Below are 23,786 nucleotides of genomic sequence, written 5' to 3' on the forward strand. Positions count from 1 at the left end.
CGGCGACGTCAAGTTCGGCAACATGAAGAAGGGCTTCGACCCGCAAGCCGTCGGCACCGGCGGTTCCGATCTTCCCGACCTGCCGGCCGAGTTCTCGCAGAGCGAGCAGTTCACCCGCGGCGTGGTCGGCATGGCCCGCTCGCAGGACCCGAATTCGGCCAACTCGCAGTTCTTCATCATGTTCGCGCCGGCGCCGAACCTCGATGGCCAGTACACGATCGTCGGCAAGGTGGAGGGTGGCATGGACCTCGTCGACAAGATCAAGAAGGGCGACGAGGCCGACAACGGCACGGTCAGCGACCCCGACCGCATGATCAAGGTTCGCATCGCCGCCGACGGCAAATAAACCCCTCAATTTTCAAAAAGGATTTCTGACATGGCTGAGATCAAGGATCGCGAGAACGCGCTGATCATGGAAACGACCAAGGGCAAGGTCGTCATCGAAATGTATCCCGAACTGGCCCCCGGCCACGTCGCCCGCATCAAGGAACTGGCGCGTGAGGGCGCCTATGACGGCGTCGTGTTCCACCGCGTCATCGACGGCTTCATGGCGCAGACCGGCGACGTCAAGTTCGGCAATTCGAGCAAGCCCACCTATGCGCCGTCGCGCGCGGGAATGGGCGGGTCCGACAAGCCGGACCTCAAAGCCGAATTCTCCAACGCCAATCATGGCCGCGGCGCCTGCTCGATGGCGCGCGCCCAGAACCCGAACTCGGCGAATTCGCAGTTCTTCATCTGCTTCGACGATGCCGCCTTCCTCAACCGCCAGTACACGGTGTGGGGACAGGTCATCGAGGGCATGGAAAATGTTGACAAGATCAAGCGCGGCGAGCCGGTGCAGGATCCCGACAAGATCGTGTCGCTGAAGGTCGCGGCCGACGTCAAGTAAGGGCATAACGATGATGGGCGCTGTCTGGTCCCTGCTCGGCATCCTGTCCGGCGCCTTCATCGCCATCCAGGCGCCGATCAATTCGCAACTTGCGCGCGGCCTCGGCCTTCCCGTGGCCGCCGCGGCGTTCTCGTTCCTGTCGGGCGCCATCGTCCTTGGCATCATTGCCTTCGCGGTGGTGAGGCTGCAGGGCATCTCGCTCGACTGGAAGGCGCCGGCGCCCTGGCTGTTCATCGCCGGCGGCATGCTCGGCGGCTTCTATGTCACGCTCTCCACCATTCTCACGCCACGCATCGGCGCCGCGGCCCTGATGGCCTTCCTGGTCGCCGGGCAGTTGCTCGCCGGCATGCTGATCGACCGCGTCGGCTTCCTTGGCGTCGCGGTGCGCGAAATCTCGCTTGGCCGCGTCGCCGGCGCGGTAATGCTGCTCGCCGGGGCGCTGCTCATCCGGCTTTTCTGATGCGTGTCGACCTGTTCGACTTCGACCTGCCGGAGGAGCGCATCGCGCTTCGCCCGGCGGAACCGCGCGACAGCGCCAGGCTGCTGGTCGTCGAGCCGGGCGAACCATTGCGGGACCACATCGTCCGCGACCTCCCTTCGCTGCTAAGGCAAGGCGACGTGCTGGTGTTCAACGATACCAAGGTCATCCCGGCGCAACTGAAGGGACTGCGCAAGCGCGGCGAGGCGGTGGCGCAGGTCGAGGCGACGCTGCATATGCGCGTGGCGCCGGATCGCTGGCAGGCTTTCATGCGGCCGGGCAAGCGCATCGCGGCCGGCGACCGCATCCATTTCGGTCATGACGGCAGTTCCTGCTTCCTCGGTCAGCTCGACGCGACGGTGCTCGAAAAGGGCGAGGCTGGCGAGGCGCTGCTCGGTTTCGACCTTTCCGGGCCGTTCCTCGACGAGGCGCTGCATGCCGTCGGCCACATTCCGCTGCCGCCTTATATCGCTTCGAAGCGCGATGACGACGAGCGCGACCGTGCCGACTACCAGACCATCTATGCCAGGGAAGAGGGCGCGGTCGCTGCCCCCACCGCCGGGCTGCATTTCACGCCGGAACTGTTTGCCGCGCTCGACGCCCAGGGCATCGAGCGCCGCTTCGTCACGCTGCATGTCGGCGCCGGCACCTTCCTGCCGGTGAAGGCCGACGACACGGCCGACCACAAGATGCATGCGGAGACCGGCTCGGTAAGTGCCGAGACGGCGGCGGCGCTCAACGCGGCCAAGGCGCGAGGAGGGCGGATCATCTGCGTCGGTACGACATCGCTGCGGCTTCTGGAGAGCGCGGCTCGCGCGGACCGCAGGATAGAACCCTGGTCCGGACCGACCGACATCTTCATCACGCCGGGCTATCGCTTCCGCACAGCCGACATGCTGATGACCAATTTCCATCTGCCGCGCTCGACGCTGTTCATGCTGGTCTCGGCCTTCAGCGGCCTGGAGACGATGCGCTCGGCCTATGCGCATGCCATCGAGAACCGCTACAGGTTCTATTCCTATGGCGACGCCAGCCTGCTTTACCGAGCGGAGACGAGCGATGGACGATGATCTCGGCGGCATGGACCGCGACAGGCTGATCGCGGAAGTGAGAAAGCTGCGCGCCGGTATCCGCGCGCATCGCGATACGACCGGGCATGATCTGTGCTGGCATCATCCCGACCTCTGGGACCTTTTGCCGGAAAAGACCGAGCCGTCGATCGCCGTGCCGCCATGGCCGAAATTCATGCGCGGCTGCATCCGCTACCGGCAGTCACTCGACGAGCAGGCGCCCGATGCGCCGGTGCACGACAAGGAATTCAATGGCTGAGACTTTTTCCTTCACGGTGCTTGCCAGCGACGGCAGGGCCAGGCGCGGCCTTGTCTCGATGCCGCGCGGCGAAATCCGCACGCCGGCCTTCATGCCGGTCGGCACCGGCGGCACCGTCAAGGCCATGTATATGGATCAGGTGCGCGGCGTCGGCGCCGACATCATTTTGGGCAACACCTATCATCTGATGCTGCGGCCCGGCGCCGAGCGCGTCGCCCGGCTTGGCGGCCTGCACGAGTTTGCGCGCTGGCCATATCCGATCCTGACGGACAGCGGCGGCTTCCAGGTCATGTCGCTGTCGAAGCTCAGGAAACTGACCGAGCAGGGCGTCACCTTCCGCTCGCATATCGATGGCGCGCCTTATGAAATGTCGCCGGAACGGTCGATCGAGATCCAGGGGTTGCTCGATTCCGACATCCAGATGCAGCTCGACGAGTGCACGGCACTTCCGGCCAAGCCCAAGGAGATCGAGCGCGCCATGGAATTGTCGCTGCGCTGGGCCGAGCGATGCAAGGCGGCATTCGGCGACCAGCCGGGCAAGGCGATGTTCGGCATCGTCCAGGGCGGCGACAGCGCGCCGATGCGCGTGCGTTCGGCGCAGGCGCTGAAGGCGATGGACCTCAAAGGCTATGCCGTCGGCGGGCTGGCGGTGGGCGAGCCGCAATCGGTGATGCTGGAGATGCTCGACATTACCTGCCCGGAATTGCCGGCCGACAGACCGCGCTACCTGATGGGAGTCGGCACGCCGGACGATATATTGAAATCGGTGGCGCGCGGCATCGACATGTTCGACTGCGTGATGCCGACGCGCGCCGGCCGGCATGGCCTCGCCTATACGCGCCGCGGCAAGGTCAATCTCAGGAATGCCCGCCACGCCGACGATCCGCGGCCGCTCGACGAGGAAAGCGATTGCCCGGCGGCGCGCGATTATTCGCGCGCCTATCTGCATCATCTGGTCCGCTCGCAGGAGTCGCTCGGAGCGATGCTGCTGACCTGGAACAATCTCTCATATTATCAGAAGCTGATGCAGGACATCCGGGCAGCCATCGAGGCGCAGGCTTTTGAAGCGCGCGCCGCCGAGATCGCCGAAGGCTGGGCGAGGGGCGACATCAAGGCGATCTAAAAAGCGCGTCGCGATCCTTCGGATTCGCTGCATGCGCTTTTGGTCTTTAACTTTACACATGTCTTTATCCGAAACCGGTTCCCACTTTCAGGAGACATGCTCTAGCCGCTGGTCCCGCCGATTGACGGACGTTCTGCCTGGGAGCAGAATCCTGTCTTGAGGGATCAGCCATGGCTGTGACGTTCGATTTCGCCGGCAAAACGGCGATCGTGACCGGCGGGTCGAGGGGCATCGGCAAGGCCGTGGCCATGCAACTGGCGCGATCAGGATGCGACGTCTGGGTATGGGATGCCGATCCAGCGCCACTCGACGGAACCCGCAGCCAAACGGTGGATGTAACCAAGGCAGTGGATATCGGAAAAGCCCTGAACGAAGTGATCGCCGAGAGCGGCCGGGTCGATATTCTCGTCAACAATGCGGGCTATCTCGGGCCCTATCGTAGCTTCGAGGCTGTCGAGCCGGCCGAGTGGCAGCGCATCGTCGGAGTCAACCTCATCGGCACGTTTGAGGTCACACATCAGGTTCTGCCGTTCATGCGCAAGACCGGCAGCGGCCGCATCGTCAATATGGGGTCGCTGGCCGGCAAGGAGGGATTGCCTAATCTTGCAGCCTATTCGGCGGCGAGCGCAGGTATCATCGCCTTCACCAAAGCCTTGTCGCGCGAAGTTAATGACACCGATATTCGCGTCAATTGCGTCGCGCCGGGGCCTATCGATACCGATCTTATCAGGCGACTTGGCAATCAAGTCGTCAGCGACATGATCGGCGCAAGTCCGCTCAAGCGCCTTGGCGCCGTCGACGAGGTCGCGGCGCTGGTGCTGTGGCTTTGCTCCGATGCCGTCAGCTTCAACACGGGCGCGGTATTCGACATGTCCGGCGGCAGGGCTCGCTACTGAACACCGGTTTATGTGCTGAGAGACCCGAGACCCTCAAGCCTCCGCTTGAGCGTGCGCGAACCATTTTGAAACGACTGCGATTGTATAGATTGCCGGGATGATTTCAGGCAAAGGCGCAGACCTTGGTCGTCTCGGAACAAGCCTCGGTGTCGGGCGAGGCACAAACCAACCGTGCTAACGGCCCCCGCGAGCCTGCAGCCGCCGTCCAACAATGGACTGGAGCGGTATTGCTCGCCGTCGCGATCATCGGGGTGGCCGGCCTCGTGCTGCGGGTGCTCGGCGCGCGGGGCGACCTCTGGGTCGACGAGATCTGGAGCCTGGCACTGCTTGAGCCGCTCACCTCGATCGACCAGATATTCTGGCGCATAAATCACGACAACAATCATTTCCTCAATTCCATCTACCTCTACCTGGTCGGCGCCGATGCGACGCCACTGCTTCAGCGCGGGCTTTCGATAGCGCTTGGCGTCGGCGCAGTCTTTGCCGCGGCGGCGGCTGCTCGCGGACGGTGGGCCGCTGTCGTCACAAGCCTGCTGTTCGCCATCAGCTATCCGATGGTTCACTATGGCTCGGAAGCGAGAGGCTATGCCGGCCTGGTCTTGTTCTCGCTTCTTGCCGTTTTGTTCCTCGAGCGCCGGCTCGACGGAAAGGGTTCGGGCATCGCGTTCGCAGAGGTCGTCCTGCTCGGCTTTCTGTCCCATCTCATCATGGTGGAAACCGTTGCTGTCCTTGTAGCCTGGACCGCCTGGCTCATCTGGCGCCGCACAGGCAGCTTCGAGCGGGTCAATGTGGATCTCGGTCAGATTTTCGCGCCGGCCTTCCTGGCTGTGCTGCCGCTAGCCGCCTGCATGCTCATCGGCAGGCTGCTGTTTGGCTTCAGGATCGGTGGTGCCTTGCCATTCTCGCTTCAGGCCTTCGCGCAGGGCTATGGCGGAATGATCCGCTATCTGTTTGGCGTGCCGGATTGGATCGGCGACTGGCCCTGCATCGCTGCCGCCTGTGGGCTCGTCTGCGTCAGTGCCGCCATCTGGCGCGACCGGCGGGCCAGCCTCTACGTCCTCGCGATCGTCGGATTGCCGATGGTCATGGCATTGGCGCGATTACCCAATGCCGAATTCCAGCGTTACTTCCTCGTCCCCGCAACATTGATGCTGCTGTGGGCGGGGGAGCTGCTTGGGCGTGGTTTCGCCGCCGGTGGCAAGTACCGTCTGTGCGCGGCGGTCACGACAGTGGCAATCCTCGCAGGCACGGCGACGCTTCTGATGCCATTCTACGAATATGGGCGGGGGTCCTACGCAGCGATGGTCGTCAGAATGACGCGTGACGGCGCGGCGAATTACGCCAGCAACCAGGAATTCCGGACCGTGATGACCGTCGATTATTTTGCCAAACGCCTTGGGCGCCAGGCATCGTTTGTCTCCCTAGACAAAATATGCGACGAGCGTCCGTCCTGGCTGATCCTCGAGGGGCCTATCGACCGGCAGCCGCAATATGTCGAGGCCGTGCCGACCTGCAGGTCGGCCTATGAGCGTGTCGACGCCTCAACGAGCTGGGGTCTTTCGGGCCTGGCCTGGACATTGTATCAGCGCCGGGATTGAGAACGAGCCCGGCCAAATTCCGGCCGTCGCGCGCCTTTCCGGAATTGCTCAGGTGCTGACCGAGGTCGAGGCGCGCAAGCTGCAGCCGGTGATCTTGAAACTGCCGTCCGCCTGCTGCTGCAGCGTGTAGACCGCCTCGTAATCCTTGCCGTCGGGCCCGACGATCAGCACCTGCTGGACGATCGAGCCGGGCCCGGTCTGCTCGGCCCTGCCGAAGGAATAGGATTGGGGCTTTCGAACCGGCGCGTAGCCGTTGGTCACCATGTTCATGAAGGTGTCGACGGTCGGAAAGATCTGCTTCACATTGGGCGCGGCGAAACTGTAGGCGGCGGCGCCGTCATTGGCGATGAAGGCCTTCAACTGGCTGTCGATGACCGTCTGCGCGGCCTTGACCTCCGCATCGCCGGCGAACGCAAGCGAGGTCATCAGCATTGGAACAAGAGCTAACGCGAACAGTGCTCGGCGCATGGGCTGTCTCCCGGAATTCGCTTGGCGAACGCTATCTAAAATACGCATTGCGGCATGGCGTGGTTTCACCGAGCTGCGAAGATTGCGCCATTTCAGCGCCGGCAGGCGGGATCAGCCACTCTTTGAGCTGCGCGGCGCGTGAAGCTTGAAAGCCGGGCGGCAGTCTGCCACAAGGGCCGCTTATTCACGATGCAGGCGGCAGGACCGGGCAATGAAGGCATTTTTCGTGCAGATTAAATGCGATCTGGGCAAGGCCTATGAGGTCGCCAGCGCGCTTGCCGATGCCGAGATCGCCTCCGAGATCTACTCGACCGCCGGCAACTACGACCTGCTTGCCAAATTCTACGTCGACGACGAGGAGGACGTCGGTCACTTCGTCAACGAGCGGGTACAGATCCTGCCCGGAATCAAGGACACCTTCACCATCGTGACCTTCCGGGCATTTTGATCGGTCGGGCGATGCCCCGTCGGCAAGCAGGGGCTGACCCGACCTTGCCGCCTGTGCCTTAAATTTAGGCAATTTGCATAGAGTGGCCGTCACGGCTTCCTAAATCATCGATTGCGCTTGATTTTCTCCTTCTAGGCCAGTGAAATGGTCTCAGAGGGGAGTACGCGATTGGCAGCGTTTGACGAAATGCTTCCGGAAGTTTCCGGATTGAGAAGACCTTATGAGGCTTACGATCGCTGGCTGAAGGAGCAGGACCCGGCCAGGCTTACCCAGAAAATGCAGGACGCCGAGCGTGTCTTCCGCAAGACCGGTATCACCTTTGCCGTCTATGGCGAGCAGGAAGCTTCCGAGCGGCTGATCCCTTTCGACATCGTGCCGCGCATCCTCTCCGGCCACGAATGGCGCCGGCTGACGCAAGGCATCGAGCAGCGCGTGCAGGCGCTGAACGCCTTTCTCGATGACATCTATCACCGCCAGGAGATTCTGCGGGCCGGGCGCGTGCCGAGGGATCTCGTTGCCAGGAACGAAGCCTTCCTGCCCGAGATGATCGGGGTGAAGCCGCCTGCCGGCGTCTACACCCATATCATCGGCGTCGACATCGTGCGCATATCGGAGAACGAGTTCTACGTGCTGGAGGACAATGCCCGCACGCCGTCGGGCGTCTCCTACATGCTGGAGAACCGTGAGACGATGATGCAGCTCTTTCCGGAGCTGTTCCAGAAGATCAAGGTGCGGCCGGTCGAGAATTATCCGCAGCTCCTGCGCCAGTCGCTCGCAGCGGTCAGGCCGCAAAGCGCCAAGGGCGCGCCGACCATCGCGGTGCTGACGCCAGGCTCCTACAACTCGGCCTATTTCGAGCACGCCTTCCTCGCCGATCAGATGGGCGTGCAGCTGGTGGAGGGGCAGGATCTGCGGGTCGTTGACGGCCATGTCGCGATGCGCACGACCGAAGGCTACAAGCAGGTCGACGTGCTCTATCGGCGCGTCGACGATGCTTTCCTCGATCCGCTGACTTTCCGCCCGGACTCCGCGCTCGGCGTGCCGGGCATCATGGATGTCTACCGCGCCGGCAACATCACCATCGCCAACGCGCCCGGCACCGGCATCGCCGACGACAAGGCGATCTATTCCTACATGCCGGAGATCGTCGAGTTCTACACCGGCCGCAAGGCCATTCTCGGCAACATCCCGACCTGGCGCTGCTCGGAGCCGGACAGCCTCAAATATGTGCTCGAGCACATCAGCGAGCTGGTGATCAAGGAAGTGCACGGCTCCGGCGGCTACGGCATGCTGGTCGGCCCGGCCGCGACCAAGAAGGAATGTGAGGCGTTCGCCAAGAAGCTGCAGGCGAAGCCATCGAACTACATCGCCCAGCCGACGCTGGCGCTGTCGACCTGTCCGATCCTGACCGAAAAGGGCCTGTCGCCGCGCCATGTCGATCTTCGGCCTTACGTCCTGGTTTCGGACCGAATCCAGATCGTGCCGGGTGGTCTGACCCGAGTCGCGCTGAAGCAGGGCTCGCTGGTGGTCAACTCTTCACAGGGCGGCGGGACCAAGGACACTTGGGTCCTGGATGATTGAGCCGGGCAGGGGGGACGCAGCACTGATGAAACGCATTCTTCCCTATTCGCTATTCGCTACTCCCTATTCGCTAGCCCCAGGGGCCTGACATGCTTCTCGGCCGCACCGCAAACGGTCTCTACTGGATGAACCGCTATATAGAGCGGGCCGAAAACATGGCGCGCCTCGTCGATGCCGGCCTGCGCATGGCGCTGACGCGCACGCAGAACGCGTCGGAGGAATGGAATTCGGTGCTGCTCAGCGCCGGCTCCGACTATGCGTTCTCGCAGAAATACCAGGACTATACCGCTGCCAACGTCTCCGACTTCCTGCTGCGCGACACCTCGAACCCGTCGAGCACGATGTCGTCGATCGAGACGGCACGCAACAATGCCCGCATGGTGCGAACGGCGCTGACGCGCGAGACCTGGGAAAGCATCAACGAAGCCTGGATGTCGCTGAAGCGCATGCTGGCGAGGCCGATCGATGAGCGCGACCTGCCGACGGTGCTCGATGCCATCAAGCGCGAGACGGCGCTGATCCGCGGCTCGTTCTACGGCACGATGCTGCGCAACGAGATCTTCGATTTCTCGCAGCTCGGCACCTATGTCGAGCGCGCCGACAACACAGCGCGGATCCTCGACGTGAAGTATTATGTGCTGTTGCCTTCGCTGTCCTGGGTCGGCTCGACGCTGGACAATTACCAGTGGGAGTCGATCCTGCGCTCTGTGTCGGCGCATCGCTCCTATCGCTGGGTTTATGAGGCCGACTACAAGCCGACGAATATCGCGGACTATCTGATCCTCAATGTGCGCATGCCGCGCTCACTGACCTTCTGCTATCGCTTCCTCGGCGAGCACCTGAAATTCCTCGCCGACGACTATGGCGAGCGCCATGCCTGCCACGCCACGGCCGAGAAGATCCAGGCGCTGCTCAAACGAGGCTCGATCAAGGACATATTCGATCACGGCCTGCACGAGTTCCTGGCAGAGTTCATTCGCGACAACACCAGGCTGGGCGACGAGATCGCCCAGGATTACCGGTTCCATTGAGCAGGGCTGAAGGCGGCGTCATGCGGCTCAAGATCACCCATCGCACCGAGTACCGTTACGATGCGCCGGTGCAATATCTGCTGCAGCGGCTGCGCCTGCTGCCCCTGAGCGGGCGTACGCAGACCGTCGGCTCCTGGGCGATCAAGGTCGAAGGCGCGCGCGAGGAGGTGCGCTTTACCGATCATTTCGGCAACGACACGCGGCTGGTGAGCGCTGAGAGCGGCCACACCGCCATCGTCGTCGAGGCGCGGGGAGAGGTGACGACGCATGACACGGCGGGCGTGACGGGCCCGCATCAAGGCTACGCGCCGCTCTGGCTGTTCACGCAGCAGACGCCGCTCACCGCCGCCGGCGAGGGCATTCGTGAACTGGCCGGCAAGGTCGGGCAGGGGACGGAGATCGAGCGGCTCCACGCGCTGATGGGCGCGATCCACGAACGCGTTGCCTACAAGCCAGGCGCGACCAGCGTCGTGACGCCGGCCGAAGAGGCCCTGGCGCTCCAGTCAGGCGTCTGCCAGGACCACAGCCATATCTTCATCGCCGCGGCCGTCGCGCTTGGCTTTCCGGCCCGCTATATCAGCGGCTATCTGATGACGGATGCCGCCGTCGAGCAGGCCGCCAGCCATGCCTGGGCCGAGGCCTATGTGGTGGGGCTCGGATGGGTTGCCTTTGATCCGGCCAACGGTATTTCTCCCGACGAACGCTATGTGCGGGTGGCGACGGGGCGCGACTATCGCGACGCCTCGCCTGTCTCGGGGATACTGCTGGGGCAGGCGCAAGAGAAGCTTGCCGTCACCGTCACGGTAGAGCAGTAATTTCCGACGAGATTCGCTGTTAAAGAAGAATCATGACCTATTGCGTCGGCCTCAAGATCGATCGCGGGCTCGTGTTCATGTCGGACACGCGCACCAATGCCGGCATGGATTCGATCTCGACCTTCAAGAAGATGCACGTCTGGGAAGAGCCCGGCGAGCGCGTGATCGTGCTGATGTCGGCGGGCAACCTTGCCACGACGCAAGCCGTGGTCAGCCTGCTCGACGAGCGCAACAAGGCCGTTGGCGACCGTCACCCGAAGCTGCTCGAAACGCCGTCCATGTATCAGACGGTGCGGCTCGTCGGCGATACGGTCAAGGAAGTCATCGAACATGCCTCGCCGAACGGCGACAAGGCGGATTCCTACTTCAACGCCTCCTTCATCCTGGGCGGGCAGATCAAGGGCAGTCCGCCCAGGCTGTTCATGATCTACCCGGAAGGCAATTTCATCGAGTCGACCGATGACACGCCTTTCTTCCAGATCGGCGAGACGAAATACGGCAAGCCGATCATCATCCGCGCCTACGACCGCGCCATGAGCCTGGCCGAGACGGTGAAGCTGCTTCTGGTGTCCTTCGACTCGACGCTGAAATCGAACCTTTCGGTCGGGCTGCCGCTCGATCTGCTGTTCCTGGAGAACGACAGCTTCAAGGTCGGGCTCAACAGGCGCATCGGCCAGGACGATCCCTATTACCGCACCATCTCCGACGGCTGGTCGAACGCCTTGAAGGCGGCCTTTGCCAGCCTGCCGGATTTTCCCGGTTAGGGTCCGCACTTCGCGGCCGGTGCGCGCTTAACATGTTAATCAATCGCGAAGCTAGCTTGCCGGCCGCATTGCGGCTGGGCTCTGGAGGATAGATGGACAACGAAACTTTCCGCGACTGGTCGAGGCGGGCGGCCGACTGGGGCGCCGATTACCGCGCCGGCCTGCGCGACCGTCCGGTGCGTCCGGCAATCGCGCCGGGCGAGATCTTCAGGAGCATCGAGGCTTCGCCGCCCGAAATGCCTGAATCGATGGAGAAGATCTTCGCCGATTTCGAAGAAAAGATCGTGCCGGGCATGACGCATTGGCAGCATCCGCGCTTCTTCGCCTATTTCCCCGCCAATGCGGCGCCGGTCTCGGTCGTGGCGGAGTATCTGGTCTCGGCGATGGCCGCGCAATGCATGCTGTGGCAGACCTCGCCGGCGGCGACCGAGCTCGAGACGCGCATCGTCGACTGGATGCGCCAGGCGCTTGGCTTGCCCGAGGGCTTTTCCGGCGTCATCCAGGATTCGGCCTCGTCGGCGACGCTTGCGGCGGTGCTCACCATGCGCGAGCGGGCGCTCGACTGGCAGGGCAACAAAAAGGGGCTGGCCGGCCAGGGCAGGCTGCGCGTCTATTCCTCCGACCAGGTCCATACCTCGATCGACCGCGCCATCTGGGTCTCGGGCATCGGCGAGGAGAATCTCGTGCGCATCCCCGTCTCAGGACGTTTTCGCGCCATGGATCCGGCCGCGCTTGATGCCGCAATCGTCGCCGATCGCGCGGCCGGCCTGCTACCCGCAGGTATCATCGCTTGCGTCGGCGGCACCAGCATTGGCGGTACCGACGACATCGCCGCGGTGGCCGCGGCCGCAAAGCGGCACGGGCTTTACCTGCATGTCGACGCCGCCTGGGCCGGATCAGCGATGATCTGCCCGGAATACCGGCATTTCTGGGCGGGCGTCGAAGGCGCCGATTCCATCGTCTTCAATCCGCATAAGTGGCTCGGCGCACAGTTCGACTGCTCGATCCAGTTCATTCGCCAGCCGGAAGACCTGGTCCGCACGCTGGCCATAAAGCCGGAGTTTTTGAAGACGTTGGGGCACGATGGCATCATCAACTATTCGGAATGGTCGGTGCCGCTCGGGCGCCGTTTCCGCGCGCTGAAACTCTGGTTCCTGCTGCGGGCCTATGGCCTCGAGGGCTTGCGCGCCATGATCCGCAATCATGTCGCCTGGAGCGAAGGACTTGCCGCGCGGCTGGCCGGCGAAGCGGATTTCGAGCTCGTCAGCGAGCCGATGCTGTCGCTGTTCTCATTCCGGCACAAAGCGCCATCGGGTACCGATCAGGACGAGCACAATCTGCGCCTCGTGGACGCCATCAACACCGACGGCCGCCTTTATCTGACGCAAACGCGGGTCGACGGGCGCGTCGCGATCCGCTTTCAGGCGGGGCAGTTCGAGTCGACGGCGGCCGATGTCGACGCCGCGTTCGACGTCATAACCGAGATTGCCCGGCGCCCGTCCTGAGGCGGCGGACGCGTTCTGCGCTGGTTTGCCTTTTGCAATCAGGTGATTTTCGTTAGCCGGCTCATACCTTTTCTTCGCTTTCGTTTTCCGATATAGAGGAGAAAAACGAAAATGGAGGACGCCGGATGTTTCTTTCGCCACGCCACGCCGAAATCATCCAGATGGCGAAAGACCACGGCCGGGTTCTGGTCGAGGATCTGGCGACGCATTTCAATGTGACGCCGCAGACCATCCGCAAGGATCTCAACGATTTGTGCGATCAGCGGCTGCTCACCCGGATCCATGGCGGCGCGCTGTTCCCGTCCGGGATCGAGAACATGGAATACGAGGCGCGGCGCAAGATCGCGGCCGACGAGAAGGAGGCGATCGGCGGCGCGGCGGCGCGGTTGATCCCGGACAATGCTTCGCTGTTCATCAATATCGGCACTACCACCGAGGCCGTCAGCAAGGCGCTGCTCGACCATAACGGGCTGATGGTCATCACCAATAACATCAATGTTGCCAATAGGATGCGCATCTATCCTACGATTGAGGTGGTGATCGCCGGCGGCGTGGTGCGCGGTTCCGACGGCGGTGTCGTCGGTGAAGCGGCCGTCGATTTCATCCGCCAGTTCAAGGTCGATTATGCCGTCATCGGCGCCTCGGCCATCGATCATGACGGTGCGCTGCTCGACTTCGATTTCCGCGAGGTGAAGGTGGCGCAGGCGATCATCGCCAATGCGCGCCACGTCATCCTGGTCGCCGACCGGACCAAGTTCGAGCGCACGGCGCCAGTCCGGATCGGCCATCTTTCGCAGGTGAATACCTTCATCACCGATCGTTGCGACATCCCCTCAATTCGCCGGATTTGCGAGGAGACCGAGGTCCGGCTGATCGAGACGGCGCTCGAATAGCGGCGCTTCATGGCTGTTTCACGCAGCCATGAAATTTCGTTTGACATTCGCTTTGAGTTCGAAATAATTCCGTCACGGTTTCGTAAAAACACAAAAATGGTGCAATGCGAAATCGTTGGAGGAACTTTTGGACACATCCCCGATCCATGACATTTTCGTCATTGGCGGCGGCATCAATGGCTGCGGCATCGCCCGCGACGCCGTTGGCCGCGGATTTTCGGTTTACCTTGCCGAGATGAACGATCTGGCGAGCGGGACGTCCTCCGGCTCGACCAAGCTTATCCATGGCGGGCTTCGCTATCTCGAATTCTACGAGTTCCGGCTGGTGCGCGAAGCGCTGATGGAGCGCGAGGTTCTGTGGAAGAACGCGCCGCACATCATCTGGCCGATGCGCTTCGTTTTGCCGTACGCCAAGGGCCTGAGGCCCGCCTGGCTGATCCGGCTCGGGCTCTTCCTCTACGATCACATCGGCGGGCGCAAGCTGCTGCCCGCGACGAAGACGCTGGACATGGCGAGCGATCCGGCAGGCAAGCCGCTCAAGCCATTGTTCCGCAAAGCTTTCGAATATTCGGATGGTTGGGTCAATGACGCTCGCCTGGTGGCGCTGAACGCTCGTGACGCCGCCGACCGAGGCGCGATCATCCGCACCCGAACCAAGGTCGTCAGCGCGCGCCGCGACGGTCCGACCTGGACCATCAAGGTGCAGAACGTGCTGACCGGCGACACCGAAGAGGTTCGCGCGCGGCTTCTTGTCAACGCCGCCGGCCCGTGGGTCGATCACGTTCTGCAGACAGCCGTCGGCCAGAACGAAGTCCATAATGTCCGTCTTGTCCAAGGCAGCCACATCGTCGTCGCCAAGAAGTTCGACGATCCGCGCGCCTATTTCTTCCAGAACAAGGATGGCCGCATCATCTTCGCCATTCCCTACGAGGAAGAATTCACGCTGATCGGGACGACCGACCGCGACTATCCAGGCGACCCGCACGATGTGAAGATCTCCGACGCCGAGATCGATTATCTGTGCGCCGCGGCAAGCGAATATTTCGCGGTCGCCGTGAAGCGCTCCGACATCGTCTGGACCTATTCGGCGGTGCGCCCGCTCTATGACGACGGCGCCTCCAAGGCGCAGGAAGCGACGCGCGATTATGTGCTGAAGGCCGATGGCGGGGAGGGCGTCGCCCCGCTTGTCAACGCCTTCGGTGGCAAGATCACGACCTTCCGTCGGCTTGCCGAATCGATGCTTGAAAAGATCGAAGGCTTTCTCGGCAAGCGCGGCAAGCCTTGGACGCATGACGCGCCGCTGCCGGGCGGTGATTTTCCGGCCACCGGTTTCGACGCGCAGGTCGCCAGGCTGAAAAAGACCTATCCGTTCCTCGACCAGAGGCTGGCACGCCGGTTTACGCGGCTCTACGGCACGCGCGCTGAGAAGCTGCTCGGCCTCGCCAAGTCGAATGCCGATCTCGGCCGCAATTTCGGCGCCGATCTTTTCGAGGTGGAGGTTCGCTATCTCGCCGAAAACGAATGGGCGGTCACCGCCGAGGACGTGCTGTGGCGACGCACCAAGCGCGGCCTGCATTTCAGCCGCGAGCAGACGGCGGCACTGGAAGAATTCATGCGAGGGCTGAGCCGCCTTCACGTCGCGGCGGCGGAATGACGATCGACTGCTGAAGCGCAAGGCCTGGGAGGAGGCGTGATGCTGGAACTGAGGAACGTGACGAAGACGATCGGTGCGCAGGAGCATATCCGCGACGTGTCGCTGACGCTTCAGCACGGCTCGCTGAATGTTCTGCTGGGGCCGACGCTTTCCGGCAAGACCAGCCTGATGCGGCTGATGGCGGGTCTCGACGCGCCGACGTCCGGCTCGGTCTGGTTCGACGGCAAGGACGTTACCGGGCAGCCGGTGCAGAAGCGCAACGTCGCCATGGTCTACCAGCAGTTCATCAACTACCCGGCGATGACGGTCTACGAGAACATCGCGTCGCCGCTCAGGGTTGCAGGCGTGGACCAGGCAAGGATCGACAAGGAAGTGCGCAATGCCGCCGCGCTTCTCAAGCTCACCCCTTACCTCGACCGCACCCCGCTCAACCTCTCGGGCGGCCAGCAGCAGCGCACGGCGCTCGCGCGCGCCATCGTCAAGAACGCCAGCCTGGTGCTGCTCGACGAGCCTCTCGCCAATCTCGACTACAAGCTGCGCGAGGAATTGCGCGCCGAATTGCCGAAGATCTTCGCCGCCGCGGGCACGATCTTCGTCTATGCCACGACCGAACCGCACGAGGCGCTTTTGCTGGGCGGCAACACGGCGACCCTTTCGGAGGGCCGCGTCACGCAATTCGGTTCAACCGTCGAGGTTTTCCGCAAGCCGGTCGACCTGGTGACGGCAAGGACCTTCGCCGACCCGCCGCTCAACACCATCGTGCTCTCCAAGAAGGGCGCGGACTTCCTGCTCGAAGGCGGCGTCAAGCTGCCGGTGCCGCCGGAACTCGCCGGCATTGCGGATGCCAGCTACACGATCGGCTTCCAGCCGCATCACCTGTCGCTGGAGCGGCCGAACGCCAGCGCGGTGCCGGTGCGGGCCAAGGTCACCATCACGGAGATCACCGGCTCGGAAAGCTTCGTCCATCTCGACTTCGCCGATGCGCGCTGGGTGATGCTTGCGCATGGCATTCTCGACTTCGAGACGGACGACGAGGTCGAGGTGTTTATCGACCCGCGCCACATCCTGGTGTTCGACCACAACGGCCGCGCCGTGACGGCGTCGAAGCTGGCGGCCTGAGGAGGATCAGATGGCGCGCATCGACGTCAACCATATCCGCCACTCCTACCTGCCCTATCCTCGGAAGGATTCGGATTTCGCGCTGAAGGAGGTGCATCACACCTTCGAGGATGGCGGCGCCTATGCGCTGCTTGGGCCGTCGGGCTGCGGCAAGACCACCTTGCTCAACATCATTTCGGGATTGCTGCATCCCTCGCACGGCCAGCTTTTGTTCAATGGCCGGGACGTCACCAATCTGTCGACGCAGGAGCGCAACATCGCGCAGGTGTTCCAGTTCCCGGTCATCTACGACACCATGACCGTCTACGACAATCTGGCCTTCCCGCTGCGCAACCGCCGCGTGCCGGAGGCGGACGTCGACCGCAAGGTCCGCGAGACGCTCGACATGATCGATCTCGCTTCGCTGGCGAAGAAGAAGGCGCGCGGGCTCACCGCCGACCAGAAGCAGAAGATATCGCTCGGCCGCGGCCTGGTGCGCTCGGACGTCAACGCCATCCTGTTCGACGAGCCGCTGACGGTGATCGACCCGCACATGAAGTGGGTGCTACGTTCGCAATTGAAGCAGCTGCATCGCCGCTTCGGCTACACCATGGTCTATGTCACGCATGACCAGACCGAAGCGCTGACTTTCGCCGACCGGGTCGTGGTCATGTATGACGGCGAGATCGTGCAGATCGGCACGCCGGCCGAACTCTTCGAGCGGCCGCGCCACACTTTCGTCGGTTATTTCATCGGCTCGCCGGGCATGAACGTGCTGCCGGTCGCGCTGGAAGGCAGGACGGCGAAGCTCGGCGCGCAGCGCATCGAGCTTCCGGGCGTGCCCCATACCGCTACCGGAAAGGCCGAAGCAGGCGCCGTCGAGCTCGGCATCCGTCCCGAATATGTGCGGCTCGGCCGCGAAGGCATGGCGGTGCAGGTCTCCAAGGTCGAGGACGTCGGCCGCCACAAGGTCGTGCGCGCCAATCTGGAAGGCAGGGAGATCGCCGCGGTGATCGGCGAGGACGACGAGGTGCCTGCCGAGCCGAAAGTCCGCTTCGATCCGGCCGGCATCAACATCTATGCCGATTCCTGGCTGGTTGAGATGGCGCGCGTCGAGATGGGGGCCTAGATGGACAAGACCTGGAACAACAAGGCCTGGTTCCTTGTCCTGCCGGTGCTGGTGCTGGTGGCCTTCTCGGCCGTCATCCCGCTGATGACCGTGGTCAATTATTCGGTGCAGGACACGTTCGGCAACAACGTCTTCTTCTGGGCAGGCACCGAGTGGTTCGAGGAGTTGCTGCACTCCGACCGCTTCTGGGAAGCGATGGTGCGCAACCTGATCTTCTCCTTCATCATCCTGGCGATCGAAGTGCCGCTCGGCATCTTCATCGCGCTCAACATGCCGAAGAAGGGCTGGGGCGTGCCGGTCTGCCTGGTGCTGATGGCGCTGCCGCTGTTGATCCCGTGGAATGTCGTCGGCACGATCTGGCAGGTGTTCGGCCGCAACGACATCGGCCTGCTCGGCTATTACGTCAATGCGCTGGGCTTCAACTACAATTATGTCCAGGACCCGTTCGACGCCTGGGTCACGGTCATCATCATGGATGTCTGGCACTGGACGAGCCTGGTGGTGCTGCTCTGTTATGCCGGCCTGGTCTCCATTCCGGATGCCTTCTATCAGGCGGCCAAGATCGATGGTGCCTCGCGCTGGGCAGTGTTCCGCTACATCCAACTGCCGAAGATGCAGCGCGTGCTTTTGATCGCCGTGCTGCTGCGCTTCATGGACTCGTTCATGATCTACACCGAGCCCTTCGTCGTCACCGGCGGCGGCCCCGGCAATTCAACGACGTTCCTGTCGATCGACCTCGTCAAGACGGCGCTCGGCCAGTTCGACCTCGGACCGGCAGCGGCGATGTCGCTGGTCTACTTCCTGATCATCCTGTTGTTGTCGTGGGTGTTCTACACCGTGATGACCAACTACGACGCGGAGCGCTGACAGATGACAGGCGCCAATGAGACGACACGCGTGAGCGAAACTGCGATCACCGAAGTCGGCAGCACGCTGTCGCAGGACGAGGTGGCGAAGCTGATGCGCCGCCGCGGCGAGGAATCGCGCTGGTGGTGGATCGTACCGACGCTCTACATCGTCGTGCTGCTCCTGCCGATCTACTGGCTCATCAATATGAGCTTCAAGACCAATGCCGAGATCGTGTCGTCGCTGACGCTGTTCCCGCACAATCCGACGCTCGCGAATTACCGCACCATCTTCACCGACGCATCCTGGTATTCGGGCTACATCAACTCGATCACCTATGTGGTGATGAACATGGTGATCTCGGTGGCGGTGGCGCTGCCGGCGGCCTATGCCTTCTCGCGCTACCGCTTCCTCGGCGACAAGCATCTGTTCTTCTGGCTGCTGACCAACCGCATGGCGCCGCCGGCGGTGTTCGCGCTGCCGTTCTTCCAGCTCTATTCGGCCTTCGGGCTCATCGACACTTATATCGCCGTGGCGCTCGCCCACTGCCTGTTCAACGTGCCTCTGGCGGTGTGGATCCTCGAGGGCTTCATGTCCGGCGTGCCGAAGGAGATCGACGAGACCGCCTATATCGACGGCTACTCCTTCCCGCGCTTCTTCGTGAAGATCTTCATGCCGCTGATCGCGAGCGGCATCGGCGTCGCCTGTTTCTTCTGCTTCATGTTCTCGTGGGTGGAGCTCCTGATCGCGCGCACGCTGACCACGACTGACGCGAAGCCGATCGCCGCAACCATGACCCGCACCGTCTCGGCCGCCGGCATGGACTGGGGTTTGCTCGCCGCGGCCGGCGTGCTGACGCTGATCCCCGGCGCGGTCGTTATCTGGTTCGTCCGTAACTACATCGCCAAGGGCTTCGCCCTGGGGAGGGTGTGACCATGAATCTCGACTTCTCCTGGATGGCGTGGACCTGGCCGACAGCGGCCTTCTTCGGAACCATCCTGCTGCTGCTGTGCGGCATGGCGGCCTGGGAATACGTCTCGCCGGGCGGCAATCCGCGTATCGGCGTCCTGCGTTTCGAGACGACGCGCGGCGATCGCCTCTTCCTTTCGCTGCTTGGCAGCGCCTTCATCCATCTCGCTTGGCTGGGTCTGGTTGGGCCCAACCTGTGGTGGGCTCTCGCTCTCTCCGTAGTCTACGCCATTGGCGTGTTCCGATACGTATAGAGGGGGAAACAGTCGGAGCGGCCGCGTGCTGGCGGCCACTTCGGATCACACTTCAAAACCTAAGACTGGAGGAGACACATGCGACGGCAATTTCTTACATCGACGACCGCCCTTGTCCTATTGCTTGGAGCGGGGCACGCCTACGCCGGGATGGACGAGGCAAAGGCCTTTCTCGACAAGGAGATAGGCCCCCTGTCGACGCTTTCGCGCGCCGATCAGGAAAAGGAAATGCAGTGGTTCATCGACGCCGCCAAGCCGTTCGCCGGCATGGAAATCAAGGTGGTGTCGGAAACCATCGCCACCCATTCCTATGAGTCACAGGTGCTGGCGCCCGCTTTCTCGGCCATCACCGGCATCAAGGTCACGCACGACACGATCCAGGAAGGCGATGTCGTCGAGAAGATCCAGACCCAGATGCAGACGGGACAGAACCTCTATGACGGCTGGGTCAACGACTCCGACCTCATCGGCACGCACTGGCGCTACCAGCAGGTGCGCAACCTGACCGACTGGATGGCGGGCGACGGCAAGGACGTCACCAACCCGAATCTCGACCTGAAGGACTTCATCGGCACGTCATTCACGACGGCGCCGGACAAGAAGCTCTATCAGCTTCCCGACCAGCAGTTCGCCAACCTCTACTGGTTCCGCTACGACTGGTTCAACGATGAGAAGAACAAGGCAGACTTCAAGGCCAAGTACGGCTACGACCTCGGCGTGCCGGTCAACTGGTCGGCCTATGAGGACATCGCCGCGTTCTTCACCGGCCGCGAGATCGACGGCAAGAAGGTCTATGGCCACATGGACTACGGCAAGAAGGACCCGTCGCTCGGCTGGCGGTTCACCGATGCATGGCTCTCCATGGCCGGCAACGGCGACAAGGGCATTCCGAACGGCCTGCCTATCGACGAATGGGGCATCAAGGTCGACGAGAATTCGCGCCCGGTCGGTTCCTGCACCGCGCGCGGCGGCGACACGAATGGACCGGCGGCGGTCTACTCGATCCAGAAATATCTCGACTGGCTGAAGGCCTATGCTCCGGCCGAAGCTCAGGGCATGACCTTCTCCGAATCCGGCCCGGTTCCGGCCCAGGGCGCGGTTGCCCAGCAGATCTTCTGGTACACGGCCTTCACCGCTTCGATGGTCGACGCCGGCGCCAAGGCGGTGATGAACGACGACGGCACGCCGAAATGGCGCATGGCGCCGTCGCCGCATGGCGTCTACTGGAAGGATGGCATGAAGCTCGGCTACCAGGACGTGGGTTCCTGGACGCTGATGAAGTCGACGCCGACCGATCGCGCCAAGGCCGCCTGGCTTTATGCGCAGTTCGTCACCTCGAAGACCGTCGACGTGAAGAAGAGCCATGTCGGCCTGACCTTCATCCGCGAGAGCACGATCCACGACAAGAGCTTCACGGAGCGCGCTCCGAAGCTTGGCGGCCTGATCGAGTTCTACCGTTCGCCGGCCCGCGTCCAGTGGTCGCCGACCGGTACCAACGTGCCTGACTATCCGAAGCTGGCGCAGCTCTGGTGGCAGGCGATCGGCGATGCCTCGTCGGGCGCCAAGACCGCGCAGGAAGCGATGGATTCGCTCTGCGCCGAGCAGGAAAAGGTCATGAGCCGCATCGAGAAATCGGGCGTCCAGGGCGACATCGGCCCGAAGATGGCCGAAGAGCATGACCTCGCCTATTGGAACGCCGATGCGGTCAAGAAGGGCAATCTCGCGCCTCAGTTGAAGATCGAGAACGAGAAGGAAAAGCCGATCACCATCAACTACGACGAGCTGGTGAAGAGCTGGCAGAAGTAACTGCATGACGTGGGCGCGTTCGCCCGCGTAAGAAATGCAGGGGAGGCGGCTTGGCCGTCTCCCCTGTTGCATGAGTAGTGGAGGGAATGGAATGAGCGGTTTTGTGCTGGCGATCGACCAGGGAACGACCTCGACCCGAGCGATCCTGTTCGACGACAAGATGAAGGTCGCGGGTACCGGCCAGCAGGAATTCGCGCAGCATTATCCGGCCTCCGGCTGGGTCGAGCATGATCCGGAAGACATCTGGGCAAGCGTTCTCGCCACGGTGAAGTCGGCGCTTAAGTCCGCCAGCCGTACCGCTTCGGATGTTGCCGCGATCGGCATCACCAATCAGCGCGAGACGGTCGTGATCTGGGACAAGGCGACCGGCCAGCCGATCCACAACGCGATCGTCTGGCAGGATCGCCGCACGGCGCCGCTCTGCCAGAAGCTGAAGAAGCAGGGGCTCGAGAAAAAATTCACGAAAAAGACCGGGCTGCTGCTCGACCCCTATTTCTCCGGCACCAAGATCGCCTGGATGCTGGACAAGGTGAAAGGAGCCAGGAAGCGCGCCGAGAAGGGCGAACTGCTCGCCGGCACGATCGACAGTTTCTTGATCTGGCGGCTGACCGGCGGCCAGGTGCACGCGACCGACGCCACCAATGCCTCGCGCACGCTGGTCTACAACATCGAGAAGAATGTCTGGGACGAAGAGCTGCTCTCGATCCTGAACATACCGGCCGCGATCCTGCCTCAGGTTAAGGACTGCGCCGACGACTTCGGCGTCACCGAAAAGAGCCTGTTCGGCGCCGAGATGCGCATCCTCGGCGTTGCCGGCGACCAGCACGCGGCGACCATCGGCCAGGCCTGTTTCGAGCCGGGTATGATGAAATCCACCTACGGCACCGGCTGCTTCGCGCTGCTCAACACCGGTGCCGACCTTGTGCGCTCCAGGAACCGGCTTCTGACCACGATCGCCTACCGGTTGAACGGCAAGACCACCTATGCGCTGGAAGGTTCGATCTTCATCGCGGGCGCCGCCGTGCAGTGGCTGCGTGACGGTATCAAGGTGATCGGCAAGGCCGAGCAAAGCGGCGCGCTGGCGGCGACCGCCGATCCGGCGCAACAAGTCTATCTGGTCCCGGCCTTTGTCGGTCTTGGCGCGCCGCATTGGGACGCGGAGGCGCGCGGCGCGATCTTCGGCCTGACGCGCAATTCCAGCCCGGCCGAGTTCGCGCGCGCCGCACTCGAATCCGTCGCCTTCCAGACGCGCGACCTGCTCGATGCCATGCGCAAGGACTGGAAAGGCGCTTCCGCGAAGACGGTGCTTCGTGTCGACGGCGGCATGGTGGCGTCCGACTGGACCATGCAGCGGCTGGCCGACATTCTCGACGCGCCGGTCGACCGCCCGACGATCTTGGAGACGACCGCCCTGGGCGCGGCGTGGCTCGCGGGATCGAGGGCCGGCGTGTGGCCGAAATCGAAGGAATTCGCCAGGAGCTGGGCGCTGGAGCGGCGCTTCAAGCCGGAGATGGATGCGGCTACGCGCGGGGCGAAGCTCGCCGGATGGCGGGATGCGGTGCGCAGGACGCTGAGCGCGCAGTAACGATCACTGGGCCGGGGGAGAATGCAACCGGATTGGTATCCTGCTTGGCGCGATGAGGCTTTTGAACAGCTCTCCGCCAAGAACGCACGCCTGGAGCAGGATTTCCGCCTCGGCCACTGGATGCGCTACAACTACGATCTGGCGGCCGGAAAGCTGATTTTCTCCGACAAAGCAGGCGCCAAGGTTATCTCGGAAATCCAGATTGCGGGCTCTACCAGCGCCAAGGCGGGCAATTGGCTCTGGGCTTGGGGGAATTCGAACTTGCCGGGCGAACTTCTCGGCGACGCGAAGCTGGTGCGGGCGTTCGGGGAGAAAAAGGGCGTGGGCGACCTGGCCCAGGCCTATGTGGACGATGCGAGCGGCGATTTGGATGCGCTCGGCTGGGAACTGACGGCAGCGATGGTTCGGGTTTGCAACGCGCTTGGAGCTTATCGCTCCTCGCGGGGAGAGGGCGGCGCTCTCTATCTGGTCTTCAAGACCATACGGTGGGCGAACTGACATGGTCCGTCGCCACGAGGCATAGCGAGGGAGCCCGCGCCTATCAAGGCACGGGCTCGGTCAAAATATGTGCTTTCCGCAATTGCGGACGGAAAACCGTTACGCATTTTCCTGGAATTGCTTTGGTAC

The 23,786-nt window shown here is 62.9% G+C and carries 25 protein-coding genes; 24 read left to right on the forward strand and 1 reads right to left on the reverse strand.

The window, feature by feature from the left end; translation table 11 throughout:
* The 8 genes from E5X34_RS18450 to E5X34_RS18485 form a co-directional block, all read left to right on the forward strand.
* Positions 1-346: peptidylprolyl isomerase (locus E5X34_RS18450; protein WP_292567606.1), on the forward strand; the 346-nt coding region annotated here is incomplete at its 5' end.
* Between the two features lie 30 nt (positions 347-376).
* Positions 377-889, forward strand: a complete 513-nt coding sequence (locus E5X34_RS18455) for a peptidylprolyl isomerase (protein WP_042642653.1) — start codon at positions 377-379, stop codon at positions 887-889.
* 10 nt (positions 890-899) lie between these two features.
* The gene (locus E5X34_RS18460; protein WP_126060694.1) at positions 900-1,349 is read left to right on the forward strand and encodes a DMT family transporter; all 450 of its coding nucleotides are present in this window, start codon (positions 900-902) and stop codon (positions 1,347-1,349) included.
* Positions 1,349-2,437 carry a tRNA preQ1(34) S-adenosylmethionine ribosyltransferase-isomerase QueA gene (queA, locus tag E5X34_RS18465; protein ID WP_292567610.1) on the forward strand — a complete coding sequence of 363 codons (1,089 nt, stop codon included), beginning with the start codon at positions 1,349-1,351 and terminating at the stop codon, positions 2,435-2,437. Before E5X34_RS18460 ends, queA begins: the two co-directional genes overlap by 1 nt.
* Positions 2,427-2,696 (forward strand): hypothetical protein, encoded by a 270-nt coding sequence (locus E5X34_RS18470; RefSeq protein WP_042642648.1) that lies wholly within the window; start codon positions 2,427-2,429, stop codon positions 2,694-2,696. The genes queA and E5X34_RS18470 overlap by 11 nt, the downstream gene beginning before the upstream one ends.
* The gene (tgt, locus tag E5X34_RS18475; RefSeq protein WP_292567615.1) at positions 2,689-3,819 is read left to right on the forward strand and encodes a tRNA guanosine(34) transglycosylase Tgt; all 1,131 of its coding nucleotides are present in this window, start codon (positions 2,689-2,691) and stop codon (positions 3,817-3,819) included. The genes E5X34_RS18470 and tgt overlap by 8 nt, the downstream gene beginning before the upstream one ends.
* 170 nt (positions 3,820-3,989) lie before the next feature.
* Positions 3,990-4,715 carry an SDR family NAD(P)-dependent oxidoreductase gene (locus tag E5X34_RS18480; protein WP_292567619.1) on the forward strand — a complete coding sequence of 242 codons (726 nt, stop codon included), beginning with the start codon at positions 3,990-3,992 and terminating at the stop codon, positions 4,713-4,715.
* A 122-nt stretch (positions 4,716-4,837) separates the two neighbouring features.
* Entirely contained in the window at positions 4,838-6,313 is a 1,476-nt protein-coding gene (locus tag E5X34_RS18485; protein WP_292567621.1) for a hypothetical protein, read from the forward strand.
* 48 nt (positions 6,314-6,361) lie between these two features.
* On the opposite strand, the gene E5X34_RS18490 is transcribed toward E5X34_RS18485, so the two are convergent.
* Positions 6,362-6,781 (reverse strand): DUF4864 domain-containing protein, encoded by a 420-nt coding sequence (locus E5X34_RS18490; protein ID WP_292567623.1) that lies wholly within the window; start codon positions 6,779-6,781, stop codon positions 6,362-6,364.
* A gap of 211 nt (positions 6,782-6,992) precedes the next feature.
* On the opposite strand from E5X34_RS18490, the gene E5X34_RS18495 reads away from it, so the two are divergent.
* From E5X34_RS18495 to E5X34_RS18570, 16 genes are all read left to right on the forward strand, one after another.
* The gene (locus E5X34_RS18495) at positions 6,993-7,229 is read left to right on the forward strand and encodes an Lrp/AsnC family transcriptional regulator (RefSeq protein ID WP_027166286.1); all 237 of its coding nucleotides are present in this window, start codon (positions 6,993-6,995) and stop codon (positions 7,227-7,229) included.
* A gap of 168 nt (positions 7,230-7,397) precedes the next feature.
* Positions 7,398-8,810 (forward strand): circularly permuted type 2 ATP-grasp protein, encoded by a 1,413-nt coding sequence (locus E5X34_RS18500; RefSeq protein ID WP_292567625.1) that lies wholly within the window; start codon positions 7,398-7,400, stop codon positions 8,808-8,810.
* Positions 8,811-8,899: 89 nt separating this feature from the next.
* Entirely contained in the window at positions 8,900-9,841 is a 942-nt protein-coding gene (locus tag E5X34_RS18505) for an alpha-E domain-containing protein (protein ID WP_127863866.1), read from the forward strand.
* 20 nt (positions 9,842-9,861) lie between these two features.
* A complete protein-coding gene (locus tag E5X34_RS18510; RefSeq protein ID WP_292567768.1) occupies positions 9,862-10,656 on the forward strand; it encodes a transglutaminase family protein in 795 nt (264 codons plus the stop codon).
* A 32-nt stretch (positions 10,657-10,688) separates the two neighbouring features.
* Positions 10,689-11,420 (forward strand): peptidase, encoded by a 732-nt coding sequence (locus E5X34_RS18515; protein WP_292567629.1) that lies wholly within the window; start codon positions 10,689-10,691, stop codon positions 11,418-11,420.
* A 92-nt stretch (positions 11,421-11,512) separates the two neighbouring features.
* Entirely contained in the window at positions 11,513-12,925 is a 1,413-nt protein-coding gene (locus E5X34_RS18520) for a pyridoxal-dependent decarboxylase (RefSeq protein ID WP_292567632.1), read from the forward strand.
* Between the two features lie 125 nt (positions 12,926-13,050).
* On the forward strand, positions 13,051-13,818 hold the full coding sequence (locus E5X34_RS18525) for a DeoR/GlpR family DNA-binding transcription regulator (protein ID WP_292567635.1): 768 nt from the start codon (positions 13,051-13,053) through the stop codon (positions 13,816-13,818).
* Between the two features lie 127 nt (positions 13,819-13,945).
* On the forward strand, positions 13,946-15,472 hold the full coding sequence (gene glpD / locus E5X34_RS18530; RefSeq protein ID WP_292567638.1) for a glycerol-3-phosphate dehydrogenase: 1,527 nt from the start codon (positions 13,946-13,948) through the stop codon (positions 15,470-15,472).
* A 39-nt stretch (positions 15,473-15,511) separates the two neighbouring features.
* Entirely contained in the window at positions 15,512-16,591 is a 1,080-nt protein-coding gene (locus E5X34_RS18535) for an ABC transporter ATP-binding protein (protein ID WP_292567641.1), read from the forward strand.
* Between the two features lie 10 nt (positions 16,592-16,601).
* Positions 16,602-17,699: an ABC transporter ATP-binding protein gene (locus tag E5X34_RS18540; protein ID WP_292567644.1), complete on the forward strand. Its 1,098-nt coding sequence runs from the start codon at positions 16,602-16,604 to the stop codon at positions 17,697-17,699.
* Positions 17,700-18,566 carry a sugar ABC transporter permease gene (locus tag E5X34_RS18545; RefSeq protein WP_042642628.1) on the forward strand — a complete coding sequence of 289 codons (867 nt, stop codon included), beginning with the start codon at positions 17,700-17,702 and terminating at the stop codon, positions 18,564-18,566.
* Between the two features lie 3 nt (positions 18,567-18,569).
* Positions 18,570-19,478: a carbohydrate ABC transporter permease gene (locus E5X34_RS18550; RefSeq protein ID WP_042642626.1), complete on the forward strand. Its 909-nt coding sequence runs from the start codon at positions 18,570-18,572 to the stop codon at positions 19,476-19,478.
* Between the two features lie 2 nt (positions 19,479-19,480).
* Positions 19,481-19,768 carry a DUF2160 domain-containing protein gene (locus E5X34_RS18555; RefSeq protein ID WP_126082598.1) on the forward strand — a complete coding sequence of 96 codons (288 nt, stop codon included), beginning with the start codon at positions 19,481-19,483 and terminating at the stop codon, positions 19,766-19,768.
* A gap of 78 nt (positions 19,769-19,846) precedes the next feature.
* Positions 19,847-21,574, forward strand: a complete 1,728-nt coding sequence (locus tag E5X34_RS18560; RefSeq protein ID WP_292567647.1) for an ABC transporter substrate-binding protein — start codon at positions 19,847-19,849, stop codon at positions 21,572-21,574.
* A gap of 91 nt (positions 21,575-21,665) precedes the next feature.
* Positions 21,666-23,159, forward strand: a complete 1,494-nt coding sequence (gene glpK / locus E5X34_RS18565) for a glycerol kinase GlpK (RefSeq protein WP_292567649.1) — start codon at positions 21,666-21,668, stop codon at positions 23,157-23,159.
* Positions 23,160-23,180: 21 nt separating this feature from the next.
* Positions 23,181-23,657 carry a DUF6882 domain-containing protein gene (locus E5X34_RS18570; protein WP_292567651.1) on the forward strand — a complete coding sequence of 159 codons (477 nt, stop codon included), beginning with the start codon at positions 23,181-23,183 and terminating at the stop codon, positions 23,655-23,657.
* Positions 23,658-23,786 lie beyond the last annotated feature (129 nt).

Source organism: Mesorhizobium sp., assembly GCF_004963255.1.
Taxonomy (GTDB): domain Bacteria; phylum Pseudomonadota; class Alphaproteobacteria; order Rhizobiales; family Rhizobiaceae; genus Mesorhizobium.

What these genes read in the sequence shown, in the direction of transcription:
- queA (WP_292567610.1), top strand. Translation starts at nt 1,349, where the DNA reads ATGCGTGTCGACCTGTTCGACTTCGACCTGCCGGAGGAGCGCATCGCG.
- E5X34_RS18460 (WP_126060694.1), top strand. Translation starts at nt 900, where the DNA reads ATGATGGGCGCTGTCTGGTCCCTGCTCGGCATCCTGTCCGGCGCCTTC.
- E5X34_RS18520 (WP_292567632.1), top strand. Translation starts at nt 11,513, where the DNA reads ATGGACAACGAAACTTTCCGCGACTGGTCGAGGCGGGCGGCCGACTGG.
- E5X34_RS18535 (WP_292567641.1), top strand. Translation starts at nt 15,512, where the DNA reads ATGCTGGAACTGAGGAACGTGACGAAGACGATCGGTGCGCAGGAGCAT.
- E5X34_RS18505 (WP_127863866.1), top strand. Translation starts at nt 8,900, where the DNA reads ATGCTTCTCGGCCGCACCGCAAACGGTCTCTACTGGATGAACCGCTAT.
- E5X34_RS18490 (WP_292567623.1), bottom strand. Translation starts at nt 6,781, where the DNA reads ATGCGCCGAGCACTGTTCGCGTTAGCTCTTGTTCCAATGCTGATGACC.
- glpK (WP_292567649.1), top strand. Translation starts at nt 21,666, where the DNA reads ATGAGCGGTTTTGTGCTGGCGATCGACCAGGGAACGACCTCGACCCGA.
- E5X34_RS18550 (WP_042642626.1), top strand. Translation starts at nt 18,570, where the DNA reads ATGACAGGCGCCAATGAGACGACACGCGTGAGCGAAACTGCGATCACC.
- E5X34_RS18495 (WP_027166286.1), top strand. Translation starts at nt 6,993, where the DNA reads ATGAAGGCATTTTTCGTGCAGATTAAATGCGATCTGGGCAAGGCCTAT.
- E5X34_RS18480 (WP_292567619.1), top strand. Translation starts at nt 3,990, where the DNA reads ATGGCTGTGACGTTCGATTTCGCCGGCAAAACGGCGATCGTGACCGGC.
- E5X34_RS18470 (WP_042642648.1), top strand. Translation starts at nt 2,427, where the DNA reads ATGGACGATGATCTCGGCGGCATGGACCGCGACAGGCTGATCGCGGAA.
- E5X34_RS18555 (WP_126082598.1), top strand. Translation starts at nt 19,481, where the DNA reads ATGAATCTCGACTTCTCCTGGATGGCGTGGACCTGGCCGACAGCGGCC.
- E5X34_RS18515 (WP_292567629.1), top strand. Translation starts at nt 10,689, where the DNA reads ATGACCTATTGCGTCGGCCTCAAGATCGATCGCGGGCTCGTGTTCATG.
- E5X34_RS18560 (WP_292567647.1), top strand. Translation starts at nt 19,847, where the DNA reads ATGCGACGGCAATTTCTTACATCGACGACCGCCCTTGTCCTATTGCTT.
- tgt (WP_292567615.1), top strand. Translation starts at nt 2,689, where the DNA reads ATGGCTGAGACTTTTTCCTTCACGGTGCTTGCCAGCGACGGCAGGGCC.
- E5X34_RS18540 (WP_292567644.1), top strand. Translation starts at nt 16,602, where the DNA reads ATGGCGCGCATCGACGTCAACCATATCCGCCACTCCTACCTGCCCTAT.
- E5X34_RS18525 (WP_292567635.1), top strand. Translation starts at nt 13,051, where the DNA reads ATGTTTCTTTCGCCACGCCACGCCGAAATCATCCAGATGGCGAAAGAC.
- E5X34_RS18510 (WP_292567768.1), top strand. Translation starts at nt 9,862, where the DNA reads ATGCGGCTCAAGATCACCCATCGCACCGAGTACCGTTACGATGCGCCG.
- E5X34_RS18570 (WP_292567651.1), top strand. Translation starts at nt 23,181, where the DNA reads ATGCAACCGGATTGGTATCCTGCTTGGCGCGATGAGGCTTTTGAACAG.
- E5X34_RS18545 (WP_042642628.1), top strand. Translation starts at nt 17,700, where the DNA reads ATGGACAAGACCTGGAACAACAAGGCCTGGTTCCTTGTCCTGCCGGTG.
- E5X34_RS18455 (WP_042642653.1), top strand. Translation starts at nt 377, where the DNA reads ATGGCTGAGATCAAGGATCGCGAGAACGCGCTGATCATGGAAACGACC.